Annotated in this window: 23 protein-coding genes; 12 read left to right on the top strand and 11 right to left on the bottom strand. The window is 35.7% G+C overall.

The genetic code is table 11. The features are described from left to right. Positions 1 to 2: 2 nt before the first annotated feature. Positions 3 to 2,261: a GTP diphosphokinase gene (gene relA, locus ACGH6P_RS01050; RefSeq protein ID WP_411596517.1), complete on the top strand. Its 2,259-nt coding sequence runs from the start codon at positions 3 to 5 to the stop codon at positions 2,259 to 2,261. A gap of 48 nt (positions 2,262 to 2,309) precedes the next feature. Here the strand turns inward: relA and folA are convergent, their stop codons facing one another. Next, positions 2,310 to 2,825, bottom strand: coding sequence for a type 3 dihydrofolate reductase (gene folA / locus ACGH6P_RS01045; protein WP_411596548.1), 516 nt, complete (start codon positions 2,823 to 2,825; stop codon positions 2,310 to 2,312). A gap of 10 nt (positions 2,826 to 2,835) precedes the next feature. Then, positions 2,836 to 3,900, bottom strand: a complete 1,065-nt coding sequence (locus ACGH6P_RS01040) for an MJ1255/VC2487 family glycosyltransferase (protein ID WP_411596516.1) — start codon at positions 3,898 to 3,900, stop codon at positions 2,836 to 2,838. Positions 3,901 to 4,219: 319 nt separating this feature from the next. On the opposite strand from ACGH6P_RS01040, the gene ACGH6P_RS01035 reads away from it, so the two are divergent. The 5 genes from ACGH6P_RS01035 to mutT all read left to right on the top strand — a co-directional run bounded on the left by ACGH6P_RS01035 (position 4,220) and on the right by mutT (position 10,098). Next, positions 4,220 to 4,582 carry a hypothetical protein gene (locus ACGH6P_RS01035; RefSeq protein ID WP_411596515.1) on the top strand — a complete coding sequence of 121 codons (363 nt, stop codon included), beginning with the start codon at positions 4,220 to 4,222 and terminating at the stop codon, positions 4,580 to 4,582. 129 nt (positions 4,583 to 4,711) lie between these two features. After that, the gene (locus tag ACGH6P_RS01030; RefSeq protein ID WP_411596514.1) at positions 4,712 to 6,280 is read left to right on the top strand and encodes a multicopper oxidase family protein; all 1,569 of its coding nucleotides are present in this window, start codon (positions 4,712 to 4,714) and stop codon (positions 6,278 to 6,280) included. Positions 6,281 to 6,427: 147 nt separating this feature from the next. After that, positions 6,428 to 6,766 carry a hypothetical protein gene (locus ACGH6P_RS01025; RefSeq protein ID WP_411596513.1) on the top strand — a complete coding sequence of 113 codons (339 nt, stop codon included), beginning with the start codon at positions 6,428 to 6,430 and terminating at the stop codon, positions 6,764 to 6,766. Positions 6,767 to 6,849: 83 nt separating this feature from the next. Continuing rightward, on the top strand, positions 6,850 to 9,576 hold the full coding sequence (gene secA / locus ACGH6P_RS01020; RefSeq protein WP_267359366.1) for a preprotein translocase subunit SecA: 2,727 nt from the start codon (positions 6,850 to 6,852) through the stop codon (positions 9,574 to 9,576). 117 nt (positions 9,577 to 9,693) lie between these two features. After that, positions 9,694 to 10,098, top strand: a complete 405-nt coding sequence (gene mutT, locus ACGH6P_RS01015) for an 8-oxo-dGTP diphosphatase MutT (RefSeq protein WP_267349800.1) — start codon at positions 9,694 to 9,696, stop codon at positions 10,096 to 10,098. Between the two features lie 42 nt (positions 10,099 to 10,140). On the opposite strand, the gene ACGH6P_RS01010 is transcribed toward mutT, so the two are convergent. From ACGH6P_RS01010 to ACGH6P_RS00990, 5 genes are read right to left on the bottom strand one after another with little or no spacing between them, the layout of a single operon-like run. Further along, complete coding sequence (locus ACGH6P_RS01010) at positions 10,141 to 10,539, bottom strand: EamA family transporter (protein ID WP_267349802.1); 399 nt, start codon at positions 10,537 to 10,539, stop codon at positions 10,141 to 10,143. Next, a complete protein-coding gene (locus tag ACGH6P_RS01005; RefSeq protein ID WP_267349804.1) occupies positions 10,536 to 10,895 on the bottom strand; it encodes an EamA family transporter in 360 nt (119 codons plus the stop codon). The genes ACGH6P_RS01010 and ACGH6P_RS01005 overlap by 4 nt, the downstream gene beginning before the upstream one ends. Then, on the bottom strand, positions 10,883 to 11,317 hold the full coding sequence (gene zur / locus ACGH6P_RS01000; RefSeq protein WP_065558826.1) for a zinc uptake transcriptional repressor Zur: 435 nt from the start codon (positions 11,315 to 11,317) through the stop codon (positions 10,883 to 10,885). Before zur ends, ACGH6P_RS01005 begins: the two co-directional genes overlap by 13 nt. Before the next feature lie 23 nt (positions 11,318 to 11,340). Beyond that, entirely contained in the window at positions 11,341 to 11,613 is a 273-nt protein-coding gene (locus ACGH6P_RS00995; protein WP_267349808.1) for an RnfH family protein, read from the bottom strand. A gap of 1 nt (position 11,614) precedes the next feature. Then, positions 11,615 to 12,043: a type II toxin-antitoxin system RatA family toxin gene (locus ACGH6P_RS00990; protein ID WP_267349810.1), complete on the bottom strand. Its 429-nt coding sequence runs from the start codon at positions 12,041 to 12,043 to the stop codon at positions 11,615 to 11,617. A 67-nt stretch (positions 12,044 to 12,110) separates the two neighbouring features. Between ACGH6P_RS00990 and smpB the strand changes: the two genes are divergently transcribed. After that, positions 12,111 to 12,593, top strand: coding sequence for an SsrA-binding protein SmpB (gene smpB, locus ACGH6P_RS00985; RefSeq protein WP_411596512.1), 483 nt, complete (start codon positions 12,111 to 12,113; stop codon positions 12,591 to 12,593). Between the two features lie 36 nt (positions 12,594 to 12,629). On the opposite strand, the gene ACGH6P_RS00980 is transcribed toward smpB, so the two are convergent. From ACGH6P_RS00980 to ACGH6P_RS00970, 3 genes are all read right to left on the bottom strand, one after another. Beyond that, positions 12,630 to 13,628: a substrate-binding domain-containing protein gene (locus ACGH6P_RS00980; protein ID WP_411590278.1), complete on the bottom strand. Its 999-nt coding sequence runs from the start codon at positions 13,626 to 13,628 to the stop codon at positions 12,630 to 12,632. A 15-nt stretch (positions 13,629 to 13,643) separates the two neighbouring features. Beyond that, complete coding sequence (locus ACGH6P_RS00975; protein ID WP_411596511.1) at positions 13,644 to 14,762, bottom strand: glycoside hydrolase family 172 protein; 1,119 nt, start codon at positions 14,760 to 14,762, stop codon at positions 13,644 to 13,646. 75 nt (positions 14,763 to 14,837) lie between these two features. Then, positions 14,838 to 16,064 carry an oligosaccharide MFS transporter gene (locus tag ACGH6P_RS00970; protein WP_411596510.1) on the bottom strand — a complete coding sequence of 409 codons (1,227 nt, stop codon included), beginning with the start codon at positions 16,062 to 16,064 and terminating at the stop codon, positions 14,838 to 14,840. 687 nt (positions 16,065 to 16,751) lie between these two features. Here ACGH6P_RS00970 and ACGH6P_RS00965 point away from each other — a divergent pair. After that, positions 16,752 to 17,531, top strand: a complete 780-nt coding sequence (locus ACGH6P_RS00965; protein WP_267349820.1) for a GntR family transcriptional regulator — start codon at positions 16,752 to 16,754, stop codon at positions 17,529 to 17,531. A gap of 145 nt (positions 17,532 to 17,676) precedes the next feature. On the opposite strand, the gene lolA is transcribed toward ACGH6P_RS00965, so the two are convergent. Further along, positions 17,677 to 18,270 carry an outer membrane lipoprotein chaperone LolA gene (gene lolA / locus ACGH6P_RS00960; protein ID WP_267349822.1) on the bottom strand — a complete coding sequence of 198 codons (594 nt, stop codon included), beginning with the start codon at positions 18,268 to 18,270 and terminating at the stop codon, positions 17,677 to 17,679. Positions 18,271 to 18,446: 176 nt separating this feature from the next. On the opposite strand from lolA, the gene ACGH6P_RS00955 reads away from it, so the two are divergent. The 4 genes from ACGH6P_RS00955 (at position 18,447) to ACGH6P_RS00940 (ending at position 24,409) form a co-directional block, all read left to right on the top strand. Further along, complete coding sequence (locus tag ACGH6P_RS00955; protein WP_411596509.1) at positions 18,447 to 19,784, top strand: replication-associated recombination protein A; 1,338 nt, start codon at positions 18,447 to 18,449, stop codon at positions 19,782 to 19,784. Positions 19,785 to 19,993: 209 nt separating this feature from the next. Beyond that, on the top strand, positions 19,994 to 22,279 hold the full coding sequence (gene nrdA, locus ACGH6P_RS00950) for a class 1a ribonucleoside-diphosphate reductase subunit alpha (RefSeq protein ID WP_267380837.1): 2,286 nt from the start codon (positions 19,994 to 19,996) through the stop codon (positions 22,277 to 22,279). 137 nt (positions 22,280 to 22,416) lie between these two features. After that, the gene (gene nrdB / locus ACGH6P_RS00945) at positions 22,417 to 23,547 is read left to right on the top strand and encodes a class Ia ribonucleoside-diphosphate reductase subunit beta (RefSeq protein WP_411596547.1); all 1,131 of its coding nucleotides are present in this window, start codon (positions 22,417 to 22,419) and stop codon (positions 23,545 to 23,547) included. A 217-nt stretch (positions 23,548 to 23,764) separates the two neighbouring features. Continuing rightward, positions 23,765 to 24,409 (top strand): hypothetical protein, encoded by a 645-nt coding sequence (locus ACGH6P_RS00940; RefSeq protein ID WP_411596508.1) that lies wholly within the window; start codon positions 23,765 to 23,767, stop codon positions 24,407 to 24,409. Positions 24,410 to 24,625: the final 216 nt, after the last annotated feature.

The following is a 24,625-nucleotide window of genomic DNA, read 5'->3' as shown; positions in this document are numbered from 1 at the left end:
TTATGGTATCAATTAGAGGAGCACACCAACATAGTGAAGAGCATTACTCTCTTGCACAGTTTGATGTCGAACAATGGGCAAAACAAGAATTACAACTGACTAACGCGGATAGTTATCAGACGTTTAAACAAGTCTGGGATTTTTGCTTTGAAAGCAGTGCCGGTGCAGCTGAGCAAGTCTACTGTTTTCAAAATGCCGTTGAAATGGTTGAAATATTATCCACACTTAATATGGATATCAACAGTTTATGTGCGGCTTTGTTGCTCCCTTTCCTTGAAACTAAGATTATACGTCGAGAAGATATTCCTGAAGATTTTGATCGTGAAATGATGCACATTATTTCTAGCATTGTTCGAATGAAAGAAATTCGTCAACTTCGCGCCATCCGCAATGGCAGTGCAACGTCTGAACAGATTGATAGCATCCGCCGTATGTTATTGGCAATGGTTAATGATTTTCGCAGTGTAGTGATAAAAATTGCCGAACGCATCACTTATTTACGTAATTTGTTAAATGCTCCACAAGAAGAACAAGTACTGGCTGCTAAGGAGTGTTTTAACATTTATGCACCGCTTGCCAACCGTTTAGGAATTGGTCAATTAAAATGGGAGCTGGAAGATTTTTGTTTCCGTTATCTCTATCCGAATGAATATCGCTTTATTGCTAAAAAATTACACGAAAAACGCCTTGATCGTGAATCCTATATCAATCATTTTGTTAAGCATCTACAAGCGTTAATGAATAAAGATCATATTCGTGCAGAAGTTTATGGACGCCCGAAACATATTTACAGTATCTGGCGAAAAATGGAACGCAAACACCTTGAATTTGAAGATCTTTATGATATTCGTGCTGTACGGATTATTTGTGATCGTATTGAAGATTGTTATAACGCATTAGGTATTGTCCATAGTCATTATAAACATATTGCTAAAGAATTTGATGATTATGTTGCCAACCCCAAACCAAATGGTTATCAATCAATTCATACCGTAGTGTATGGCCCCGAAAATAAAACGATTGAAATTCAAATTCGAACTGAGCAAATGCACAATGATGCTGAATTAGGCATTGCTGCGCACTGGAAATATAAAGAAGGCAGTACTGATAAAATGACTGCTTATGATCAGCGAATTACTTGGCTACGAAAATTATTAACATGGCAACAAGAGATGTCTGAAAGCGGTGAAATACAAGAAGCCGTACGTAGCCAGATTTTTGATGATAGAGTCTATGTCTTTACGCCTAAAGGTGATGTGGTTGATTTGCCTACTGGTTCAACACCGCTTGATTTTGCCTATCATATTCACAGTGATGTAGGTCATCGTTGTATTGGTGCAAAAGTTGGAGGACGAATTGTACCATTTACTTATAACCTAAAAATGGGCGATCAAGTTGAAGTAATCACTCAAAAACAACCTAATCCAAGCCGAGATTGGTTGAATCCAAATACCGGATTTGTAAATAGTAGTCGGGCACGAGCTAAAATACAGGCATGGTTTAAAAAACAAGATCGACACAAAAATATAGCAGCTGGTCAACAAATTTTAGAAGATGAGCTGGAACCTTTAAATATCAGTTTGAAAAGCGTTGAAAAAATGCTGATTGATAAATATAACGCCCATTCCTTTAATGAAGTTCTTGCCGGTATTGGTAGTGGTGATGTCAGAATAAATCAATTGGTCAATTTTGTTAATGCCCAAGTCAATAAACCTACCGCTGAAGAAGAAGACGAAGCGGCATTAAAACAAATTGTTCAAAAATCCAATTCACAAACGAAAAATACCAATAAAACCGGTAATAAAAAAGGAAGTGAAATTATTATTGAAGGTGTCGGTAATTTAATGTGCACTATTGCAAATTGCTGTCGTCCTATTCCCGGTGATCCAATTGTCGGTTTTGTAACTCAAGGGCGAGGTATTTCCATTCATCGGGCGGATTGTGAACAGTTACAGGATTTAAAAAATCACGCTCCTGAACGAATCACCAGTGCGGTTTGGAGTAATGAAACCAATTCAAGTTATACCATGGTGATACAGATCATCGCTAACGATCGGAGTGGCTTATTACGTGATATCACAACCATTTTAGCTAACGAAAAAGTCAATGTGCTTGGATTAATAAGTCGAAGTGATATGAAGCAACAATTGGCTAATATTGATGTCGACATGGAAATCTTTGATCAAGACTCGTTAAATCGTATACTCAATAAAATAAAACAGCTACCCGATGTCATTGAAGCAAGACGCCACCAAGGGTGAGCGATTTGCTAGGCTACCCTAAGTCTTGCTCAATAAAACATTATTCCGTTAGAAAGTTGAATTACGTTCTAACACTTCAAAGTAATAATCGTAAGGATTTTTATCATCAGCTTGATGATGTTCTTGGAAAACTGATTGCCAAGTTTCGGGGGCGTAATTAGGAAAATAAGTATCACCTTGTAAATCAGCATCAATATGGGTTAAATAAAGTCTGTCAATAAATGGCAAAACTTGTTGATAAATATTACCCCCACCGATAATAAACGCTTCATCGCAATTAAGCCTTTTGGCAAGAGAAATGGCTTCATCTATAGATGTTACCCAGCTAAGATTTGAAATTTTTTCCGATTCAAAATCTACTTTTGCTTGCCTTGAGATAACAATATTATGTCGATTAGGCAAAGGTTTTCCTATAGATTCAAAAGTTTTTCTGCCCATAATAACAGGCTTATTAAGCGTATTTTTTTTGAACCATGCCAAATCAGCAGGTAAATGCCAAGGCATCTGATTGTTAAAACCAATAACACGATTATGTGCCATGGCAACAATGATACTAAGTGTCATGTGAGTTTGTTTATACATAACCTAAAGCTTTAATTCGTTGATTTACATTTTCGGGAAAAACAGTTTGCGCCCAAAGTCGTTGACTTAAAGAAAGCAAAGACTCTTTTTGCCCATTAACAATCCAATTAGCAAGTTCAGTTGCAACATCAGGATAGACCGTTGGTTTTGGCGAAGGTAAATCTAACCAATACTTAAGTTTAATGCTATTTAAGGTTTCCATCACCGTTGCCATATCTAATGTATGTAAACATTGAGCATTATAGATTTGTTCAAACTGACCCGAGACAGGTTTAGTCAAAATCTTTTTACCCAAAACTAATGCTTCAGATATCAGTGCAAATCCCGTGTTAGAAATAATCCCCGAACAGCTTATTACCGCATCCATAAAACCGTCACGACAAAGAGGGTGCAAAGTAACATTATCGTTTTGTGATAATTGCTTTATATTTGGATGAAAACAGATAAATTGATGTTTAGGAAATTGTTTAAGTAATTCAACAATTTCAGTCATATTTTCAAATGGCAAATAAACAACAATGGAACCATTTTCGGTAGGCGCCACTTGAAATGAATCAATCATGGGTGGCAATAATTTATGTCCAAAATGAAACCAGTGTAAACCAATTGGCTTGGTTACTGGCGCATAATACTTCATGATCACATTTGCAATCAGTCCATATTCTTTGGGTTTTAAATACTGACAAACCGCCTGATTACTGATACCTAAGCATTCTCGATGCTGATGATGAGCAGCCCAAGCGCTTACCGGCTCAAAATCACTAATAATACAATCATACTTTGATAAGTCCAGTTCGCGAACATCTTTAATTAACCGAAAAGCACGGATGCGTTGAACCGTTTTACGAAAATTTATCTTTCCATTGACTGTTGCAAAGGTAACACCCCGAAAAGTCTTATAATGACCAAAAACGTCCATATCAAAATAATCTTTTGGATCACGCCCACTAAAAATATACTCAACATCAGCGCCTGCCTTTTTTAACGCTTTGGCTAAAGTTCGACATCGGCTAATATGACCATTTCCTGTTCCTTGAACACCAAAAAGAATTTTCATATTGTAATGATTAGTCAATTAAAATTACTGCATATCATACCAGAAGCCTAAACAATTATCTTGCTTATTTTAAACAATAAAGGGGAATTTTGAGACAAATTTGAAAATGAGTTTAAGGGTCAATCGCAATACGAATTTCATTAATTCGCCAAACTTAAAAAAAGTCTATAGTTGATTTTTATAATTAATATAGTTATTCAATCTGTTAGCTTTCAATTATACTGTTTAAAAATAAGAAATGTTTAAAAAACGTGCTATATCGTGACGTTTGAAGTACAATATTGCTTATTAGCGATTTGATGCGTTGTGAGATTGTAATATGTCAGTAAGGATCCTCAATATACAATTTAAAGGCATCGTTGTGTTAACAGCGGTTTTGTTGCTGTATGGTTATTCTGTACTACCATTATCAAAAATGGGAAAGTCTTTTGACTCGACTTGTTTTTTAACGACTCATTCCATTTTAACATTCGATCAAAGCTCGGATCCTCATCACGCTAAATCTTTATCATCAAAAATAAATTGTTCATTAATCAATCATTGTGCTGTATGTGGGGCAATCGTTTCAAACTATGCCATTAACCTCGATAGGCAAATCAACTTTACACATTTTTTATCACTTAAATTCATTGCAAATGATAATGAATTTATTCCTGAATTAAGACCACCACGAATTGCTTAATAAGTTATCGCTATTAGATAGTAGTTGTTAATCACTATCAGTTATAAACAAACGTTATCTATCGTTATGTTTGCTCACATCACGATTTCAGCGTTATTGTTAAATCAGTTAATTTATTATGGGAATATTATGAAACGTCGACATTTTTTAATGAATTTTACGGCTGCTGTAGGTGGATTAGTTGCAACCAAAGCCATTGCTAAAATGGAACATACCAAGATGACGGGTATGACCTGCGAACTCAATTCTGATGATTGTAACAAGGGGGATAATATGCACGAACATATGAATATGAATATGAATATGAACATGAATATGAATATGAATCACGATCAAAAACCACAAAAGCTTTTGCCTACTTCCTCACTAAAACAGAACGACAATTTACCCAGCTTGATCAATTTAAAAAATGAAAGTAATCAACCGGGTGTATTTGAAGCGACCTTACACCTCAAACCCGTCAAAATTGCCTTAACACCTGAAATTACGACGGAATTTTGGGCATATAACGGTATGATTCCCGGCCCTAAAATTGAAGTTAACGAGGGTGATCACGTTAAAATCACAGTAAAAAATGATCTGCCACAAGCCACGACCGTGCATTGGCATGGTTTACTTATTCCATCGAATCAAGATGGTAACCCTCAAGATGCCATTCCAGCGGGAAAAAGTCGTGTTTATGAATTTGACGTTCCTAAAGGAAATGCAGGCACATTTTGGTATCATCCTCATGGACATGAAACAGTAGCTGAACAAGTTTATCGAGGTTTAGCTGGAACATTCATCGTTCGAAGCAAAGATGATCCTTTAAATTCTCTTCCTGAACAACACTGGTTCTTTTCAGATTTAAAATTAACGGATAAAGGTGAAATTGCCGATAATACCATGGTTGATTGGATGAACGGTCGTGAAGGTCAATTTGTATTAATTAACGGTAGTTATCGACCTAAAATTAAAGTTGATTCAGCGACACGTGTAAGAATCTGGAACGCTTGTTCAGGTAGATACCTGAACTTATCCATTCCTGATTGTGATGTCTTTTTAGTGGGGACTGACGGTGGATTATTGTCTGAACCTGTATCACTAAATAAACCATTACTGTTATCCCCTGCCGAACGGGCAGAAATTGTTATTCTACCTAAAAAAACGGGGACGGTTTATTTGCAATCTATCGGTTACGATCGAGGCAAAATGGGCAATGTACCACCTGAACAAGATATGTTACTTGCAGAATTAGATTTAACGCAGTCAAACTCAATCACCTTGCCATCAACACTTCGTACCTTACCAAAACTTGGACAAGCCACCGCACACAAAAAACTGGAATATACCGAAGTGATGGACATGAAAGAGCCGCGTGGCGGAATGTTATTTTTAATCAATGGCAAACGCCATGATATGAATCGTATCGATCTTGAAAGTAAAATTCACGAGGTTGAAGAATGGACTATTCATAATAACTCTCATATGGATCATAACTTTCATATTCATGGTGCACAATTTATGGTCGTTTCACATGAATTTAATGGTACCAAAACACTCCCCCAATACGTGGCATTAAAAGATACAGTAAATCTTCGACCCCATGAAACAATCACGATAAAGATTCAACAAAATATGCCCGGATTACGCATGTATCATTGTCATATCATTGAACATGAAACACTGGGTATGATGGGTCAATTGATGGTAAAATAGTTTTTTATCTTTATCTATCTTGTCATTAAACGTTCGACAAGATAGATAAATTTCCTTTTTAACTGAATCTTCATTTTCTTGATAACAATACAAGTAATAAATGTTTTTCATTTTGGCAAATAATGCTAACATATTGCCACTATGATCATGACTAATTTCTGGCAAATACTCAGTAAACGCTTATCAATCAAAACAGCTTTATCGCACTTATTATTAGGTGTAATTGCTACTGGGTTTAGTTTATGCCAACAAGATGCTATTCCTAATGAGTCAACGGTTTCTCACGTTGGGATTATGGCGAACAATGAAATCGTTCAAGATCAACAAGTGTCAATCCGAAAGGTGTCACCATCGTTAACCAACCCCCAAAAATTCAGTACCAATACTGTCTTTATGGCGACTAATTACGATATTTTATCCACCAATAAACCCATTCAAATAACTTCACATAATGCGATAAGAGCAGGTCCTAAAAACACTATTTAATTTAAGAGTTTATTACTTAATTTTTATGTTGTTATCTAAGGTGTCGACCTTACATTCCCTATTAAAAGAAGAAAGAGAAATTTATGTTATTAAAATTATTAACTAAAGTTTTTGGTAGCCGTAATGAACGTGTGCTAAAAACCCTGCGTAAGCGTGTTGAAAGAATTAATGCATTAGAACCTGCAATGGAAGCATTAACTGATGATGAACTTAAAGCAAAAACAGTTGAATTTAAACAAAAATTAGCATCAGGTACCCGTTTAGATGATATTTTAGAAGAAGCTTTTGCCGTTGTCCGTGAAGCCAGTAAACGTGTTTTTGGTATGCGTCATTTTGATGTTCAGTTAATTGGTGGTATGGTTTTAAATGAGCGCTGTATAGCCGAAATGCGTACAGGTGAAGGTAAAACGTTAACCGCAACATTACCCGCTTATTTAAACGCATTAACAGGCAAAGGTGTGCATGTCGTCACGGTCAATGATTATTTAGCACAACGTGATGCTGAAAATAATCGTCCTTTATTTGAATTTTTAGGTTTAACCGTTGGTATTAACCTGCCCAATATGCCGCCAGCAATAAAACGAGAAGCTTACAGCGCTGATATCACTTATGGTACCAACAACGAATATGGATTTGACTACTTACGTGACAATATGGTGTTTAGTAAAGATGCGCGTGTTCAACGACCATTACATTATGCTTTAGTCGATGAGGTTGACTCAATTTTAATTGATGAAGCAAGAACACCGTTGATTATTTCTGGGCAAGCCGAAGACAGCTCAGATAAATATGTGAGTGTTGATAAAATTATCCCTCATCTTATTCGCCAAGAAAAAGAAGACTCAGATCAGTTTCAAGGAGACGGTGACTTTTCAATTGATGAAAAATCACGTCAAGTTAATCTAACTGAACGAGGATTAATTAAGGTAGAAGAACTACTAATTAAACAAGGTATCATGAAAAATGATGAGTCGCTTTATGCGCCAAGTAATATTGTGTTAATGCATCATGTCAATGCGGCACTACGAGCCCATCATTTATTTCATCGTGATGTCGACTACATCGTTAAAAATAACGAAATTATTATTGTCGATGAGCATACTGGACGAACAATGGAAGGACGTCGTTGGTCTGACGGCTTACATCAAGCGGTTGAAGCAAAAGAACATGTTAAAATTCAGAATGAAAACCAGACGTTAGCTTCAATCACTTTCCAAAACTATTTCCGTCTATATGAAAAATTAGCCGGTATGACGGGTACTGCCGATACTGAAGCCTTCGAATTCCATCAGATTTATGGTTTGGATACCATTGTTATACCAACTAACCGCCCAATGCAGCGTAAAGACCAATCCGATTTAGTCTATATGACTGAAAAAGAGAAGATTGCAGCCATTGTCGCTGACGTACAAGATTGTGTAAAACGAGGACAACCAGTACTAGTGGGGACTGCATCGATTGAAAAATCAGAATTGGTATCCAATGCATTTAAAAAAGTTGGCATTAAGCACAACGTATTAAATGCCAAGTTCCATGCCCAAGAAGCAGAAATTATTGCTAATGCAGGGAGTAAAGGCGCTGTCACTATTGCCACCAATATGGCGGGTCGAGGTACCGATATTATGCTTGGCGGTAACTGGCAAAGCGATTTAGCAAAACTTGAAAATCCAACTCAAGAAGATATCGAAAAAGCTAAACAAGCATGGCAAGTTAAACATGAAGAAGTTATTGCTCTGGGCGGGCTTTACATTTTAGGTACAGAACGACATGAATCCCGTCGTATTGATAATCAGTTACGCGGTCGTGCTGGTCGTCAAGGAGATCCGGGCGGTTCACGTTTTTATTTATCGCTTGAAGATCCGCTGATGAGAATCTTTGCGTCAGAACGTGTTGGTAATATGATGCGTAAATTGGGTATGAAAGAAGGCGAAGCGATCGAACACCCATGGGTCAATAAAGCGATTGCGAATGCTCAAAAGAAAGTTGAAAGTCGTAACTTTGATATTCGTAAACAATTGCTTGAATATGATGATGTTGCCAATGAGCAACGTAAAGCAATTTATCGTCAACGAAATGAGATACTGGATAATACTGAAATTAAAGATACCATTACCGTAATCCGTGTTGATGTATTTAATGCGCTCATCGATCGTTATATTCCACGGGAATCAATCGAAGATATGTGGGATGTACCAGGACTTGAATTAGCGCTAAAACGTGATTTTGATTTGGATCTTCCAATTGCTAAATGGTTGGATGAAGAACAAAATCTTTATGAAGAGTCACTTCGAGAACGTATTATTCAAATTGCTCAACAAGCTTATGAAGAAAAAGAGCAAGCAGCAGGTTCAGAAGCATTTAGACATTTTGAAAAAACAGTTATGTTACAGACGCTTGATAACTTGTGGAAAGAACACTTGGCTGCGATGGATTATCTACGTCAAGGTATTCATCTACGAGGTTATGCGCAAAAAGATCCTAAACAAGAATATAAACGTGAATCCTTTAACATGTTTGAAGACATGTTAGAATCACTAAAATATGAAGTTATTGGGATATTAAGTCGTGTTGTTATTCGTTCACAAGAAGAAGTGGAAGAAGCAGAACGTCAACGCATTGCTGAAATGGAAAAACTATCAGCTAAGCAACATGCAAGTCATGAATCAGCTTCTAATATCGAAGGTGAAAGCGAAAACAATACAAGCTCAACTCAACCTAGAGTTCGCACTGAAGCCAAAGTGGGAAGAAATGATCCATGTCCTTGTGGTTCAGGTAAGAAGTATAAACATTGTCATGGTGCTGTTCAATAAGCAAAAAATTTAGTATCATCAAACATTATTGATGATTTAATCAGCGATTATCATCGTCGTTTAAATTCAAGGGAAAGTGTTCACTTTCCCTAATTTTACGGATAGATAAACAGAATTATGAGAAAACATACTGAAATAGCAATAGGAATTATACGTTCGGAAAATTGTCAAATTTTTATTACCCAACGTGGAGAAGACTCTCATTTAGCGGGTTTTTGGGAGTTTCCCGGAGGAAAAATAGAAGTAGGTGAAACACCTTATCAAACTTTGCAACGCGAGATTGCTGAAGAAGTTGATATCCAAATCCATGATGCTCAATTTTTAAAAGTAGTGAAACACAGCTACGATGATCGTGATATTACCATTCACGCTTATTTAGTGGAAGAATGGGACGGCGTTCCATTTGCTAAAGAAGGACAACCCAGCCGATGGGTAGATCAAGAAGAATTGAATGCGGATGAATTTCCTGATGCAAATCGACCTATAATCGAAATGTTAAAGAATCTCGATAAACAAATTTAAGAAGTAATTGCCATAAATTGTTAAAATCACATCATTTTCAAATTAGCTATGCGCTTTTTTAGACTTTTGGTGAATTCTTTGTTCAGCTAACGCTAAAAAAATAATCCCGATGATTATACTTATTGCGCCTATAAAGCGTGTTAATGTAATCTTTTCATTAAACACCATTACCGACACTAACATTACCGTAACAACTTGTAAATGCGAGGCGGCAAAAGCAGGGCCAACCGGTGCTTTTTTTAACAGTACCATCCAGGTCACGAACGCACCAGTATAACCTATCATGACTAAATAAGCCCAACAGTGGCTAAAAATACGTAATAACCAATCGACACTCAATTCGAAAGGTAAAGCCGATATTGCTGTCAGCTTAAAACTGGTTTGACCAAAAGTATCAAAAAAAAGCAGTAATATAAAGCCAATTAAATAAAATTTTTTCATTCCGTGAGTCCTACTAAAACTACTCCTGCTGTAATAAAAAATATCCCTAACAACCGAAAACACGTTAGGTGCTCTTTAAATAAGATCCGTCCTGCTAACATGACCGTTATCATATTAAACGAACCCAATAAAATACCTTGTGACAAAGGCACTTCGCTTAAAAAAGCTAACCAGAAAATAAAACCAACAAAATAAGATCCAAAACCAATCCAAAGCCAAAAATTACCAAATAGTTTATGCCAATAATCTAAACCTTGATTATGCTTTGAGGTAATCGCTGCATATTTAAAGGCGATTTGACCGACCGTGTCACAGCCGATATTCAATAGCCAAAGAAAAATAATTAAGGTTGACACGACTGACACACTCCATGAATTTCCAACACGCTGTGTTTAATCAAAAATTGACTTTGTTGTGCCAGTTGTTTTAGTTGTTGTTCAATATTTGCTGAGTGTTTTTCAAAAATTTGTCGGCATTTATCACAAATAAAGAGAATTGAAAGATGATCGGGGTCTTGAAAATGTGGGCAAACAATATAACTATTGCTTGATTCAACTTTATGTATAAAGCCTTGCTCAAGCAGAAATTCAAGGGCACGATAAATAGTCGGTGGTTTGGCTTGGGGTTCACTGACTTTTAATAAATCTAAAAGATCGTATGCACTCATAGCCTTATTTGCCGTTAACATGATATCTAAAACTGTACGACGTTGGGTTGTCAATTTAATACCGCGTTTTTTGCATAAGGTTTCAATCTTTTCAATTATCAGATTATGCATCGTGTTTCCCTTGCCAGTAATCATTATTTATTTAATGCTGCTCTTCTTCGTCTTATTTCTTTAGGATCGTTGATTAAAGGGCGATAAATTTCAATACGATCACCCTCTTTCACTAGTTCATCAAGCGAACAACGTTTTCCATAAATACCAATTAGATGATCATCTAATTGAATGCGACAAATAGATAAGATATTGGATTTTACTATTGCTTGCAAGATATTCGTCGATTCTTCAACCTGACAATCAATTATTGTCGGATTATTCGGTAACGCATACACAACTTGAACCGTTATCATATTAATAAATCTGCCTTGCTCGATTGGAAAACGCTTTAACCATATTTATCATCACATCTTTAAACATTGGGGTAAAAGTCATGTCTAATAATTTATTTTGAAATTCAAAATCTAAACTAAAACTGATTTTACTTTGGTTGTCAGAAAGTGTAGTAAACTGCCATTTGCCCGAAAGGTGCTTGAATGGGCCTTCTAAAAGGGTTAAATCGATTGAATTAGGTTCATTAATTTGATTTAATGTGGTAAATGATTTTTTGAAACCAAATTTTTCAACTTCAATAAATGCAGCAATAATATTATCCTGTTTTCTAATAATTCCCGTTGCGATACAATCGGGAACAAATTCAGGATATCGCTCAATGTCATTGACTAATGAAAACATTTGTTCAATTGAATACGGTTCAATAACTTCGTGAAATATATGTGCCATAACATTAATTAATTAAAAATAAAATTTGTGGCATATATTAACACGTAACTCTATAATAACGCACATTATGACTAAGAAAAAATCACACAAACCCGGTTCGGCAACCATTGCATTAAATAAACGCGCACGCCATGAGTACCTTATTGAAGAGGAAATTGAGGCGGGATTATCCCTACAAGGTTGGGAAGTTAAATCCCTGCGTGCAGGAAAAGTAAATATTAGCGATAGCTATGTACTGCTTAAAGACGGGGAAGCATGGCTATTTGGTGCAACCATTACACCATTAAATGTGGCTTCAACACATGTTGTCTGCGATCCCATGCGTAACCGTAAATTGCTTTTGAATGAACGTGAATTAAATTCGCTATTTGGTCAAATCAATCAAAAAGGTTACACAGTTGTTGCGCTTTCATTATATTGGAAAAATGCTTGGGCAAAAGTCAAAATTGGTGTGGCTAAAGGCAAGAAAGAGTACGATAAACGAACGGATATCAAAGAACGGCAATGGCAGGTTGATAAAGCGCGTATCATGAAAAACGCTAATCGCTAATCATCTTATTATTACTTTTGTCTCTCATCGTAAAAGCTATGGATGGCGTTTAATTTGTGGTTTGATGAAAATCGCGTTATGCTTTAGCGCTTTAAAATTAAGCAGATCATCTATAGTGTTTACACACGTCAGTGCCATAGTTTGAAAATCTTGTGCAATAGCATCAATCGGATAATAAGAGTAATCCAGATAAATATTATAATCATACGAACATAAGCAAATTTGGTCTGGATTAACTTTAACCTCGACTAAATAGCTCAACACTTCCTGCAATAAATTACCGGACGGAGTAAAAATAGCTTTCGGTAAACGCCCTAATTTTTGATGCAATCGTTTGAGTAAGTCATAACCTTTATTTGGGCAATAACTATCACAAATGATCCAGTCAGAAGCTGGCGTTAAGCCTGCATTCGTTAAACCTTGTTTAAATCCTTGTAACCGAGCACGAATTGAAGTGAGTTGTGCATCACAACCAATAAAATAAAACTCATTTAATTTTTTTGCATAAGGTTCGATTAATTCAGCTACCGATCCTATTGCCTCACTTGTAATAAATGGAAGTGTGGTATGCTCAATATAACGATCAAAAAATAACACCGGAGTATGTTGATTAATACTCATGTAAAACTCATCGCTATCTAGTGATGTGACCACTATCATTGCATCCACTTTTCGTTCAACCAAATTTTGCGCTACATTAATTTCAACCTCTTTATTATAGTGGCTACAAGTAATTAAAAGCTGAATATTTTTTTCCCGAAATGATGCTTCTAAATGGTGTAAAAACATCGAAAAAAACGAGTTCGACATATCAGGAACAATGACACCAATTGTATTGGTACTCTTCGCCTTGACTAAGTATCGACGAATATGCGATTGCTCTTTATACTGCTCAGCTATTGCAAGCACTTTTTGGCGTGTAAGAGATGAGATTCGATATTTTTTATCTCGTTTATTAAAAATATGGCTGACGGTCGTTGCCGAAACGCCAGCCAAACGAGCAATATCATTGATTCTTAATTTATTACTCGCCATATTTCACCTTCCAGACTATCGTGGTGTGCGTTGTTGTTTATTGGGAAAAGTCGGGTTGTGATTTTCCGACGGATTTTGATACCAATACGCCACGCTGGCAATATCATCACAACGTTCATACAATCTTATATCATCATTTCCGATCTGTTGAAAAGCTAACTTAATATTTTTATGGAAAGCAACCGGATCAGGTAAATGCCAACGGTATAAACCATGCATCGGAAGTGCATCATCGCCGAAGCCATGTACCGGATTTGAATCACCTGTTTGAAAAAAATCCCGTGTAGCATCTCGATTAGTTTGATAAGGATAGCCCATAAACAGTGTTTGAAAACATTTTGCTTTAGGCTTACCTTGACTGTCACGATTATGAAATGCCCATGCCCCACCAAAATAGTCTTCTGAGCCAGTTGAATGTTGTGTTGGATACGCACTATCATCATCCAGATAAAATTTGAACTCGCCTTCTCCCCACCAATACCGTTCTAAAGCGGTTAAGGCTAAATACGTCCCCACATAATAGCCATGACCTTGTACGTTATCTAATATGACATAATCTTGTGCATACTGAGTTACACACTGACGACGCCATTGTGCATGAAAATAGAGAGGCTGTTCGAACGGTTTTGGCATGATGGCATAATTAATAGTGAAAAAGAAATGTTGTAAATCTGCTTCATGCTCGTTGTGAATTTCTATTCTGGCTTTTTTATTGAATGGCATTCTAAAATAACAGTTAAATCCCCCTGTTGGATTAACCACAATCGGTAATGAATTGATATCACATCTTGCTCCAAATCCATTACAGAAAAAATCACCAATTGGGCTTTCAACTGACGGTATTGTTTCGTCATCCCAGTAGATACGAATAACCACATCACGCAAGACAAAACTACCACGATGTGTTCTATCGGTTAAGGTAAACCACATATGTCTAATTTCAGCAGGCCCGCTAATTTCTGCAATTGTTATTTTTTCCCCTGCCGGAATCGAGATACACCCTTGTCCTTTACGGCTAGGGCCTAAAGCACTTGCTTTCATACAAGACTTACCCTTTTCGCCTGTCATATTTTCAGGTGAAATAGTTCGAGTTTGTTCAAAGTTAAATTGTGTCACTGAATTGAATATATTCATTTTTAATCCTTAATATGTCTTAATAAATTCTTATTATTACCGTCTAAAAGATATGTGTTTTTATTAATCTTTTTTTTATGTGTTCCCTTTTTGGTCTCGACTTAAGAAGAAAATGGCAAAAATCATAAAACCTAAAACCACCAAACCTAAATTATTAAACGTCGTTGCGGCGCCAGCGGTATCATAAATGTCGCCAACATAAGTTGAGAACAAAATAACCCCAACTGAACCTGCGACTTGATAACCAATCAGAAAAACAGTGGCAGAAAGACGAGCATTAAAATTGTTATCAATATACTTAAATACTGAGACTAAAATGGTTGAAATTTCTAAACAATGCATCAGCTTAATAATGGATATAATGACAATGCTATCAACATGAGCAGTTAAAAATATTCGTGATGCCGATATAAATGCAGCAAAAATAAGTGCATTTTTTGCGCCAACTCGATTAACAACAAAAGGAACACAAAACATGACTGCAGCTTCTAAGAACACTTGAAAAGAATTTAATAAACCATATAAATGATAACCATCATTTACATCGGTAAATTGTTGTGTGAAATAGACAGGAAACAGTTGCTGATCATAAATATTATAAAGGCTATAAGTGCCTAATACATAAATAACAAATATCCAAAACTTTTTGAGCGTAAACACAGAAAGGATTTCATTAAAGGTCAATTTTTCTTTCTTTTGAAATACCACACTTGAGGATTGAGTTAAGTCAGGTTTGAAATTGAGATTTAAAATCATAAAACAGAGACCGACAATTGACGCTGCCCAAAAATTAAGATGGGGATTAATACTTATTAAAATTCCGGCGATAAAAGTCCCTACTGCATAAGCAATACAGCCCCAAGTTCGACATTGTCCAAATTCAAATCCAAACGCCCGACTAATCTTTTCACAATATGAATCAATCAGTCCCATACCTGCCACCCAACCAAATCCTAAAAAGAAACTGCCAAAAATCACACCAACATAAAAGTTATGCTTTAAAAGTGGTTCATAAATATAAATTAATGCAGGTGCTGCGCAGGTGATGATAATACTTTGAAACCAAATAAGGTGTTTTTTTAAGACTAATTTATCTTGATAAACACCATATATAATCATGATAATTAACGAAATAAAGTAGTTAAATGAATAAATGATACCCGTTTGTTTCGCTGTTAAACCAATCTCTTTACTAAGCCAAATTGAGTAAAAAGAGAAAACAAAACTGCCTGCTGCGTAATACATAAAGCTATAACAGGAAGCAAACCAATAAGTTGGTTTTTTATAAAATTCACTTGTCATAATTTATCCTATGAAGAGTTAACCACTGATAAGGAATATAAAGAGCTAAAAATTTAGCTTTAATGGGTTTATTGGATAAATGTGATCCACATCAAAAATTATTTCTAAGACTTGCAATAAACAGCAAAATGCATCATGGTGTTTTGTTAACAATAGGTAAATCTGAAAGTAAGATAATCATTATGCTGATAAATTCAAAAAAATTTGAACGTTGAACTTTAAAACAAGATATCAGACAACTTTTTAATTCATAAATCGCAACAAGGTGGGTTTACCCATTGAATGATTAAAAATGTTTTAATTAGACGCCATTAACTGTGTTTTAAATGATCAAAAAATGAGGAATGTCGATTCAGCAACATGCGTGAGACGATAAAATGTAACACGGTTAAGTATCCCTAAAAAATCTAACTTATAACTGCAAGATAGTTAACCTATATTAGATATATAAATTTAGTGAAAAAGACATCAAATTTAACTCAAACATATATGACAATCTAAAAAGTTGACACACATGATATAGCTAAAATATAACAACAATTTAAGATGGTTTATCGACTTGTCAGTTATGTAAGAATTGATAAAAATAGTATAAAAAAAATTAGAGTTACATTATTTAACTCTAATCAATTAGATGTTATTTTAAGGTTATATTTAAACGACTTAGGTATTTTAAAAAAATAAATTATGACCGAAAAACAAAATGAATATCACAGGCTTTATCAAGTCATCGCATCAGAATTAAAAAATCGGATTATTAGCGGTATTTACCCAATAGGAAGCAAATTACCTTCAGAAAGATTGGTGTGCGAAGAGTTAAAAGTTAGTCGTTCTGTCGTAAGAGAAGCAATAATCATGTTAGAAGTTGAAGGTTTTGTTGAAGCACGTAAAGGATCGGGTATCCACGTTATTGGCAATAGCTCGCTTAAAAACCTTTCATCAACTTCAGGAGGATTAAATTTTGTAAAAAGTGGGCCTTTTGAACTGTTGCAAGCACGCCAACTTATTGAAAGTAATATTGCTGAATTTGCTGCCACACAAATCACCAAGGGAGATATTGTTAAATTATTAGAAATTCAACATAATGCTCAAAAAGAAGATCATCATCGCGATCCCTATTGGGATATTAAATTCCATACTCAGATTGCCATGATTACTCGTAACAGTGCTTTAACTATCATTGTTGAAGAGACATGGCAACAGCGCACGTTAAATCCTTTATGGAAAAAACTTCATGAAAATATGCCAGAACAAACCATTAATAATTGGGCAGATGAACATAACCAAATTTTGGAAGCTTTAATTAATCGAGATCCTAAAGCAGCAAAATTAGCGATGTGGCAGCATTTAGAAAACACTAAAAAAGCACTTTTTGATGCTGCAAATAAAGATTTTGAAACAAGACGTGATCACTATTTATTTTCTGATAATCCCGTCATTAGTATCAATAACAATGAATTAGACTAAACTAAACAAATCATCAAGCTTTAACTCACTCGTAGCTATCAACTAATTAAAAATAAATTTAGCAAAATTAATTGACGCTATCTTGTGTTTAAGGCTCAAAATGATAATCGATAATGACTTTTATTACTTTAAACGCATTGATCACTTATCGTTGATCGTCAATTTGAATGCCTAAAGGCGGTTCAAAATGAAACTTACTGAGTTCTACTTTTCCAAGTTTTTGGTGCGATAGATCATAAAAACTGCGTTGTCCATCTTCCTCAATAATCGTAAAATTGGAAATCATTCCGCTTGGTAACACTGAAATGATAAAATTCTGACTTGAACTGTCTGTTGGCTTTAAAGTGAATGAATCTTGTTTACGTGTAACTTGATAGTGGTTCCAAATAGGATTATGACTATCGGTAATTAAAAGCATTAAACGATTATCAACGGCTTTTTTTAAATCCATCACTGTGACTTGTTCGACTGTTGGCGTATAGACCCACATATTACTTCCATCCGAAATAATAGTTGTTTCCTCTGGCTCTGTCATTCTCCAATTAAAATAGTAAGGTCTTGTTACCCAAAGATCCCCCTTTCCTTCTTGAACTTGCTGATTATCTGCTGTTTTTACATCTTGTGAAAAGCGTGCATAAAATCCGTCAACTTTGTCTAAACGCTGTTGTAAGACCTCTTTATCACCTGCCCAAGCGGATACGCTAACTAATAATCCCATTAATACTAAAAATTGTTTCATAACGAATCCTTACTTTTTTTATCTATAACAAAGCGTTAAATAGTGTTCGTAAATCTGATTAGGTCAAAATATTACCGTTTTTCGTTAAGTTCGAAAAGTTATTTTCTTTTCTTTTTCACTTATCAATTAACAAGTATATAATATAATGAATTTTTCAAACTTGGATACCACCTGTTATGCCTAGCATGTCATTTGATTTTACGACCGATGAATTTCAGCCTTTAGCGGCAAAAATGCGTCCACGTAATTTATCAGAATACATTGGACAAACTCAGCTACTAGGAGCAGGAAAACCATTACCGAAAGCCATTGAAGCCGGAAACCTTCATTCAATGATCTTATGGGGGCCTCCGGGAACTGGGAAAACCACATTAGCTGAAATTATAGCGCATCATGCTCATGCTAAAGTCGAAAGAATTTCGGCAGTCACATCCGGAATCAAAGATATTCGTGAAGCCATTGAACGTGCAAAAATCAATCAGCAAGCGGGTATCCGTACGATCTTATTTGTTGATGAAGTTCATCGTTTTAATAAAAGCCAACAAGATGTATTTTTGCCTTATGTTGAAAATGGTACAGTTACTTTTATTGGGGCGACAACTGAAAATCCGTCATTCGAACTCAATTCAGCGCTGTTATCACGAGCTAGGGTTTATTTACTCAAATCATTAACCAATGCCGATATCGAAAATATTTTACAACAAGCCATTGATGATCCGGTTCGAGGTTATGGCAATAAACATGTCGTGTTACCACCAGAAACAAAAAAACAGATTGCTGAATTTGTCGGGGGGGATGCCAGACGTGCACTGAATACACTTGAATTATTAGTGGATATGTCCGGTGGCAATGAACTAACACCAGCGTTACTCAAAGAAGTCATGGGTGAGCGTAGTGCCAGATTCGATAATCAAGGTGACCGATATTATGATTTGATTTCTGCCGTCCATAAATCAATTCGTGGTTCTGCGCCTGACGCTGCATTATACTGGTATGCAAGAATCATTACTGCCGGTGGTGATCCCCTCTATGTTGCTCGTCGATTACTGGCAATTGCCTCTGAAGATGTCGGCAATGCTGATCCAAGAGCAATGCAAGTTGCATTGGCGGCGTGGGATTGTTTTACACGTGTTGGCCCCGCCGAGGGAGAACGCGCCATTGCGCAAGCTATAGTTTATTTGGCTTGTGCACCGAAAAGTAACGCCGTCTATCTTGCTTTCAAACAAGCTATGAGTGACGCGCAGTCTAAGCCAGACTATGATGTACCTGAACATTTACGTAATGCACCAACCAGTCTAATGAAAAATTTGGGCTATGGAGCACAATACCGTTATGCACATGATGAACCTAATGCTTTTGCAGCAGGTGAAAATTATTTTCCGCCTGAAATGGCTGATAGTAAATATTATCAACCAACTGATCGTGGTGCAGAAAAAAATTATGCCGATAAACTTGCATGGTTAGAAGCCCAAAATAAAGCAAGCGCAATTCAACGTTATAAAAACCAAAAATGATCCATAAGTAAAACCTTTCTAAACCATTTTATTTTATTACAGAAAAAAACGTTTACTAACCGATAGTTAACAAAATAAAAAAATGTTAACTGACTAATAAATACACTATATATAGTAATAAAATGATTAATAGGCACTATATATTGTATATTTTGACAAATATCAATTATGATAAGCTCCACAAAAAACGGGATAAAACTGGATGGAAAATGAATAAATCAATATTTGTGACCAAGCGAGATGGTAAGAAAGAACCTATCAATCTTGATAAAATTCACAAGGTAATTACATGGGCAGCAGAAGGATTAGAAAATGTTTCGGTATCTCAAGTTGAATTACGTTCACATATTCAATTTTATGATGGGATCCGAACATCTGATATTCATGAAACAATTATTCGAGCTGCCGCCGATCTTATATCGCAAGATTCACCAGATTATCAATATTTGGCTGCACGTTTAGCCATTTTTCATTTACGTAAAAAAGCGTATAACCAATTTACTCCTCCACCACTTTATGAACATGTAAAAAAACTAGTGGCAAGTGACCGTTATGACAAACACTTACTTGAAGATTATACGCAAGAAGAGTTTGAACAAATGGATAAAATTATCGATCATTGGCGTGATATGTCTTTTTCGTACGCAGCAGTAAAACAGCTTGAAGGAAAATACTTAGTTCAAAATCGGGTAACAGGCGAGATTTATGAAAGCGCACAGTTTTTATACATTTTAGTCGCAGCTTGTCTTTTTGCTAATTACCCTAAAGATACGCGTCTTAGCTACATCAAACGCTTTTATGATGCAGTCTCAACTTTTAAAATTTCATTACCAACGCCAATTATGGCCGGTGTTCGCACCCCAACACGCCAATTTAGTTCATGTGTACTTATCGAATGTGATGACAGCTTAGATTCTATTAATGCGACGGCAAGCGCAATTGTCAAATATGTGTCACAACGTGCAGGCATTGGGGTTAATGCGGGCAAAATTCGAGCGCTTGGTAGTTCAATTCGTGGTGGTGAAGCTTTCCACACCGGTTGTATCCCATTCTATAAATATTTTCAAACAGCGGTAAAATCCTGTTCACAAGGCGGTGTTCGTGGTGGTGCTGCAACGGTATTTTACCCGCTTTGGCATTTAGAAGTCGAAAGTCTATTGGTTTTACGTAACAATCGAGGTGTTGAAGAAAACCGTGTTCGACATTTGGATTATGGTGTTCAGATTAATAAATTAATGTATCAACGCTTAATCCAAAACGAAAACATTACCCTTTTTAGCCCGTCAGATGTTCCGGGTCTATACGAGGCGTTTTTTGCCGATCAAGCAAAATTCGATGCGTTGTATCATCAATATGAACAAGATGTAAACATTCGAAAACGTGTAGTGAAAGCGGTAGAACTCTTTGCCCTGTTAATGCAAGAACGTGCATCAACTGGACGTATTTATATTCAAAATGTTGACCACTGTAATACTCACAGTCCATTCAATGCTCAGCTTGCGCCTGTACATCAATCTAATTTATGTATGGAAATTGCGTTACCAACTAAACCGCTGAACAATGTCAACGATGAAAAGGGTGAAATAGCACTATGTACACTGTCCGCCTTTAATTTAGGTGAAATTCAATCGTTAGATGATTTTGAAGAGCTTGCCGATTTAACGGTTCGTGCCCTTGATTCACTGCTTGATTATCAGGATTACCCTGTTCCTGCTGCTCGCAATTCATCTATTAATCGCCGTACATTAGGCATTGGTGTCATTAACTATGCCTATTATTTAGCAAAACATGGGGTAAAATATTCAGACGGCAGCGCTAATAATTTAACCCACCGCACGTTTGAAGCGATGCAATATTATCTTTTAAAAGCATCAAATAACCTAGCGAAAGAAAAAGGTGCATGTAACTTATTTAACGAAACGACCTATTCACAAGGGATATTACCGATAGATACCTATAAAAAGGATCTTGATACCATTACAAAAGAGCCATTACATTATGATTGGGAAGCACTGCGTGAATCAATTAAAACTCATGGTCTACGTAATTCAACCTTATCGGCGTTAATGCCTTCTGAAACGTCTTCGCAAATATCTAATGCGACTAATGGTATTGAGCCACCTCGAGGATATGTCAGCGTTAAAGCATCGAAAGATGGCATCTTAAAGCAGGTAGTACCTGACTATAAAGATTTAAAAAACTTCTATGAACTACTTTGGCAAATTCCTAATAACACGGGTTATTTACAATTAGTTGGTATTATGCAGAAATTTATCGATCAATCAATTTCGGCTAACACCAATTATGATCCGACAAAATTCCCGAATGACAAAGTACCGATGAAACAGCTACTTGCTGATTTATTAACCGCATATAAATTTGGTGTCAAAACACTCTACTACCATAACACACGCGATGGGGCTGAAGATATTCAAGGGGATATTGCACTAACTGAAAGTGATGACGGTTGTGAAGGCGGGGCTTGTAAAATTTAATTGCCCTTTTAGACAAAACAAAGCATCACTTTAAAAACATTCAATGGGGGATTTTGATCCCCCAATATTGCCCCTTTTCCGCTGTCGACAGGTAGTGGTAAAAGTAACTAAATTCAGTTAGGAGTACGATTATGAATATGAATTACAGTACCTTTTCGCATGTACATAACGATCAGCTTAAAGAACCCATGTTTCTTGGTCAACCTGTTAATGTGGCGCGTTATGACCAACAAAAATATGAAATGTTCGAAAAATTAATCGAAAAGCAACTTTCTTTTTTTTGGCGTCCGGAAGAAGTCGATATATCTCAAGACCGCATTGACTATGCGGCACTACCCGAACATGAAAAACATATTTTCATCAGTAATTTAAAATACCAAACGTTACTGGATTCGATTCAAGGTCGTAGTCCAAACGTTGCTTTACTCCCTTTAATTTCAATTCCTGAACTTGAAACTTGGGTAGAAACGTGGTCGTTTTCAGAAACAATTCACTCTCGCTCTTACACACACATCATACGTAACATTGTCAATGATCCCTCAGTGGTATTTGATGACATTGTGACAAATAAAGAGATCCAAAAACGTGCGGGTGACATTGCGGGTTATTATGATGATCTGATTAGTTATGCAAGCTATTACAACTTATTGGGTGAAGGGAATCACACGGTTAACAATAAAACCATTACTATAAGCTTACGTGAATTGAAAAAGAAACTGTACCTTTGCTTAATGAGTGTTAATGCCCTTGAGGCCATTCGTTTTTATGTCAGCTTTGCTTGTTCATTTGCTTTCGCTGAACGAGAACTAATGGAAGGAAATGCAAAAATCATCAAACTCATTGCCCGTGATGAAGCCCTACACTTAACGGGAACTCAATTTATGATTAATACGCTTCGTAGTGGTGAAGATGATCCTGAAATGGCTGAAATCGCAAAAGAGTGTGAACAAGACTGCTATGACCTGTTTTTACAAGCAGCGAATCAAGAAAAAGAGTGGGCAACATACTTATTTGAAGGCGGTTCAATGATTGGCTTAAATAAAGATATTTTATGTCAATATGTTGAATACATCACCAATATTCGTATGCAAGCGGTCGGATTGAAATTGCCTTACGAAGTAAAATCTAACCCGATTCCATGGATCAATAACTGGTTAGTATCCGACAATGTACAAGTTGCGCCACAAGAAGCCGAAATGAGCTCTTATCTAGTTGGTCAAATTGATTCTGAAATCAATGAAGATGATTTGAGTGATTTTACTTTATAATTTACGCTGTCATTAAAACTTCCTATCCTGACTTGCACAGGTTTAGTACTAAAGCCTGTGCATGTTTTGCCTTCATTGGTTAACCAAATCCAAATAATTACAATCCAATTTCTTTTTTTAATTTATATTACATTTCTTAATGTTTGATTAATAATCTTTTTAATTGTATTATTTAACCAATATTAGTTAAATAAATCAAAAGGAAGTAAGAAGTAAAATGAATAAATTCATGATAAGTTTAATTGCTATTACGTTACTATCAGGTTGTAAAGTTGAATTAGCACCGACAGTAAACCTTAGCGACGTGCAAAGTGAAACAGCAAAAACCGTACAGTCAAAAATATTGATTGAAGTTTCATCATGTACTGACTTTAAAGATTCACGACAAGAATCATCCACGTTAATAAAAGCAAAAAATGAAATTCAAAAAATTTTTGCGGATGCAAAATATATTGAATGTTATCGAGAAAAAATGGATTCTAAAGCAGTATTTGAAATACCGATTATGGTAGGAGGAAAAACGGGTAATGGTGATATCCAAATACGCAATAACGAGTCAGGTGGTATGGTTGTTGAAATGTCAAAAAAATTAGAACAAAAGATCAGTAATCACCAAAATTCGACATTTCGCAAAATCAATACATCAATCAGTATTAACGTCAATAATGATTTGAATCAAGCACAACAAATTATTGGTTATGCTATCTATCTTGATAACAATGCGATTCCTGTATCTAAGTATGATTTAAAACCAGGTCAGCATACGATAAAATTATCTGATGTTTCGGTATCTGCAATATTAACTAAGGGTTCCGCTTTAGTTTATGAAAATGCTAATGATTCAATCGATACAAAAAATTAGCTATAACTAAAATAAAAGCCTATCAACGCTTTTATTTAGTTTATGATATTTAAAATGTAAGGTAAAAACCATCGAATTGCTATTTAGCTTGACGAAATTATGTTGTTTTTTTGGGGTATAAATCATAATAGATAACAGTAAATGTTTTCGTGTTAATTACTATCAATATTTGAAGCATAATTAAATAAAACTGTGTTATATTGTAGTTGCACTAAC

Source organism: Gilliamella sp. CG25, from assembly GCF_046635705.1.
GTDB lineage: Bacteria > Pseudomonadota > Gammaproteobacteria > Enterobacterales > Orbaceae > Gilliamella > Gilliamella apicola_I.
The sequence above is the reverse complement of the archived record's forward strand: the minus strand, read 5'-3'. Positions and strand labels throughout refer to the sequence as shown.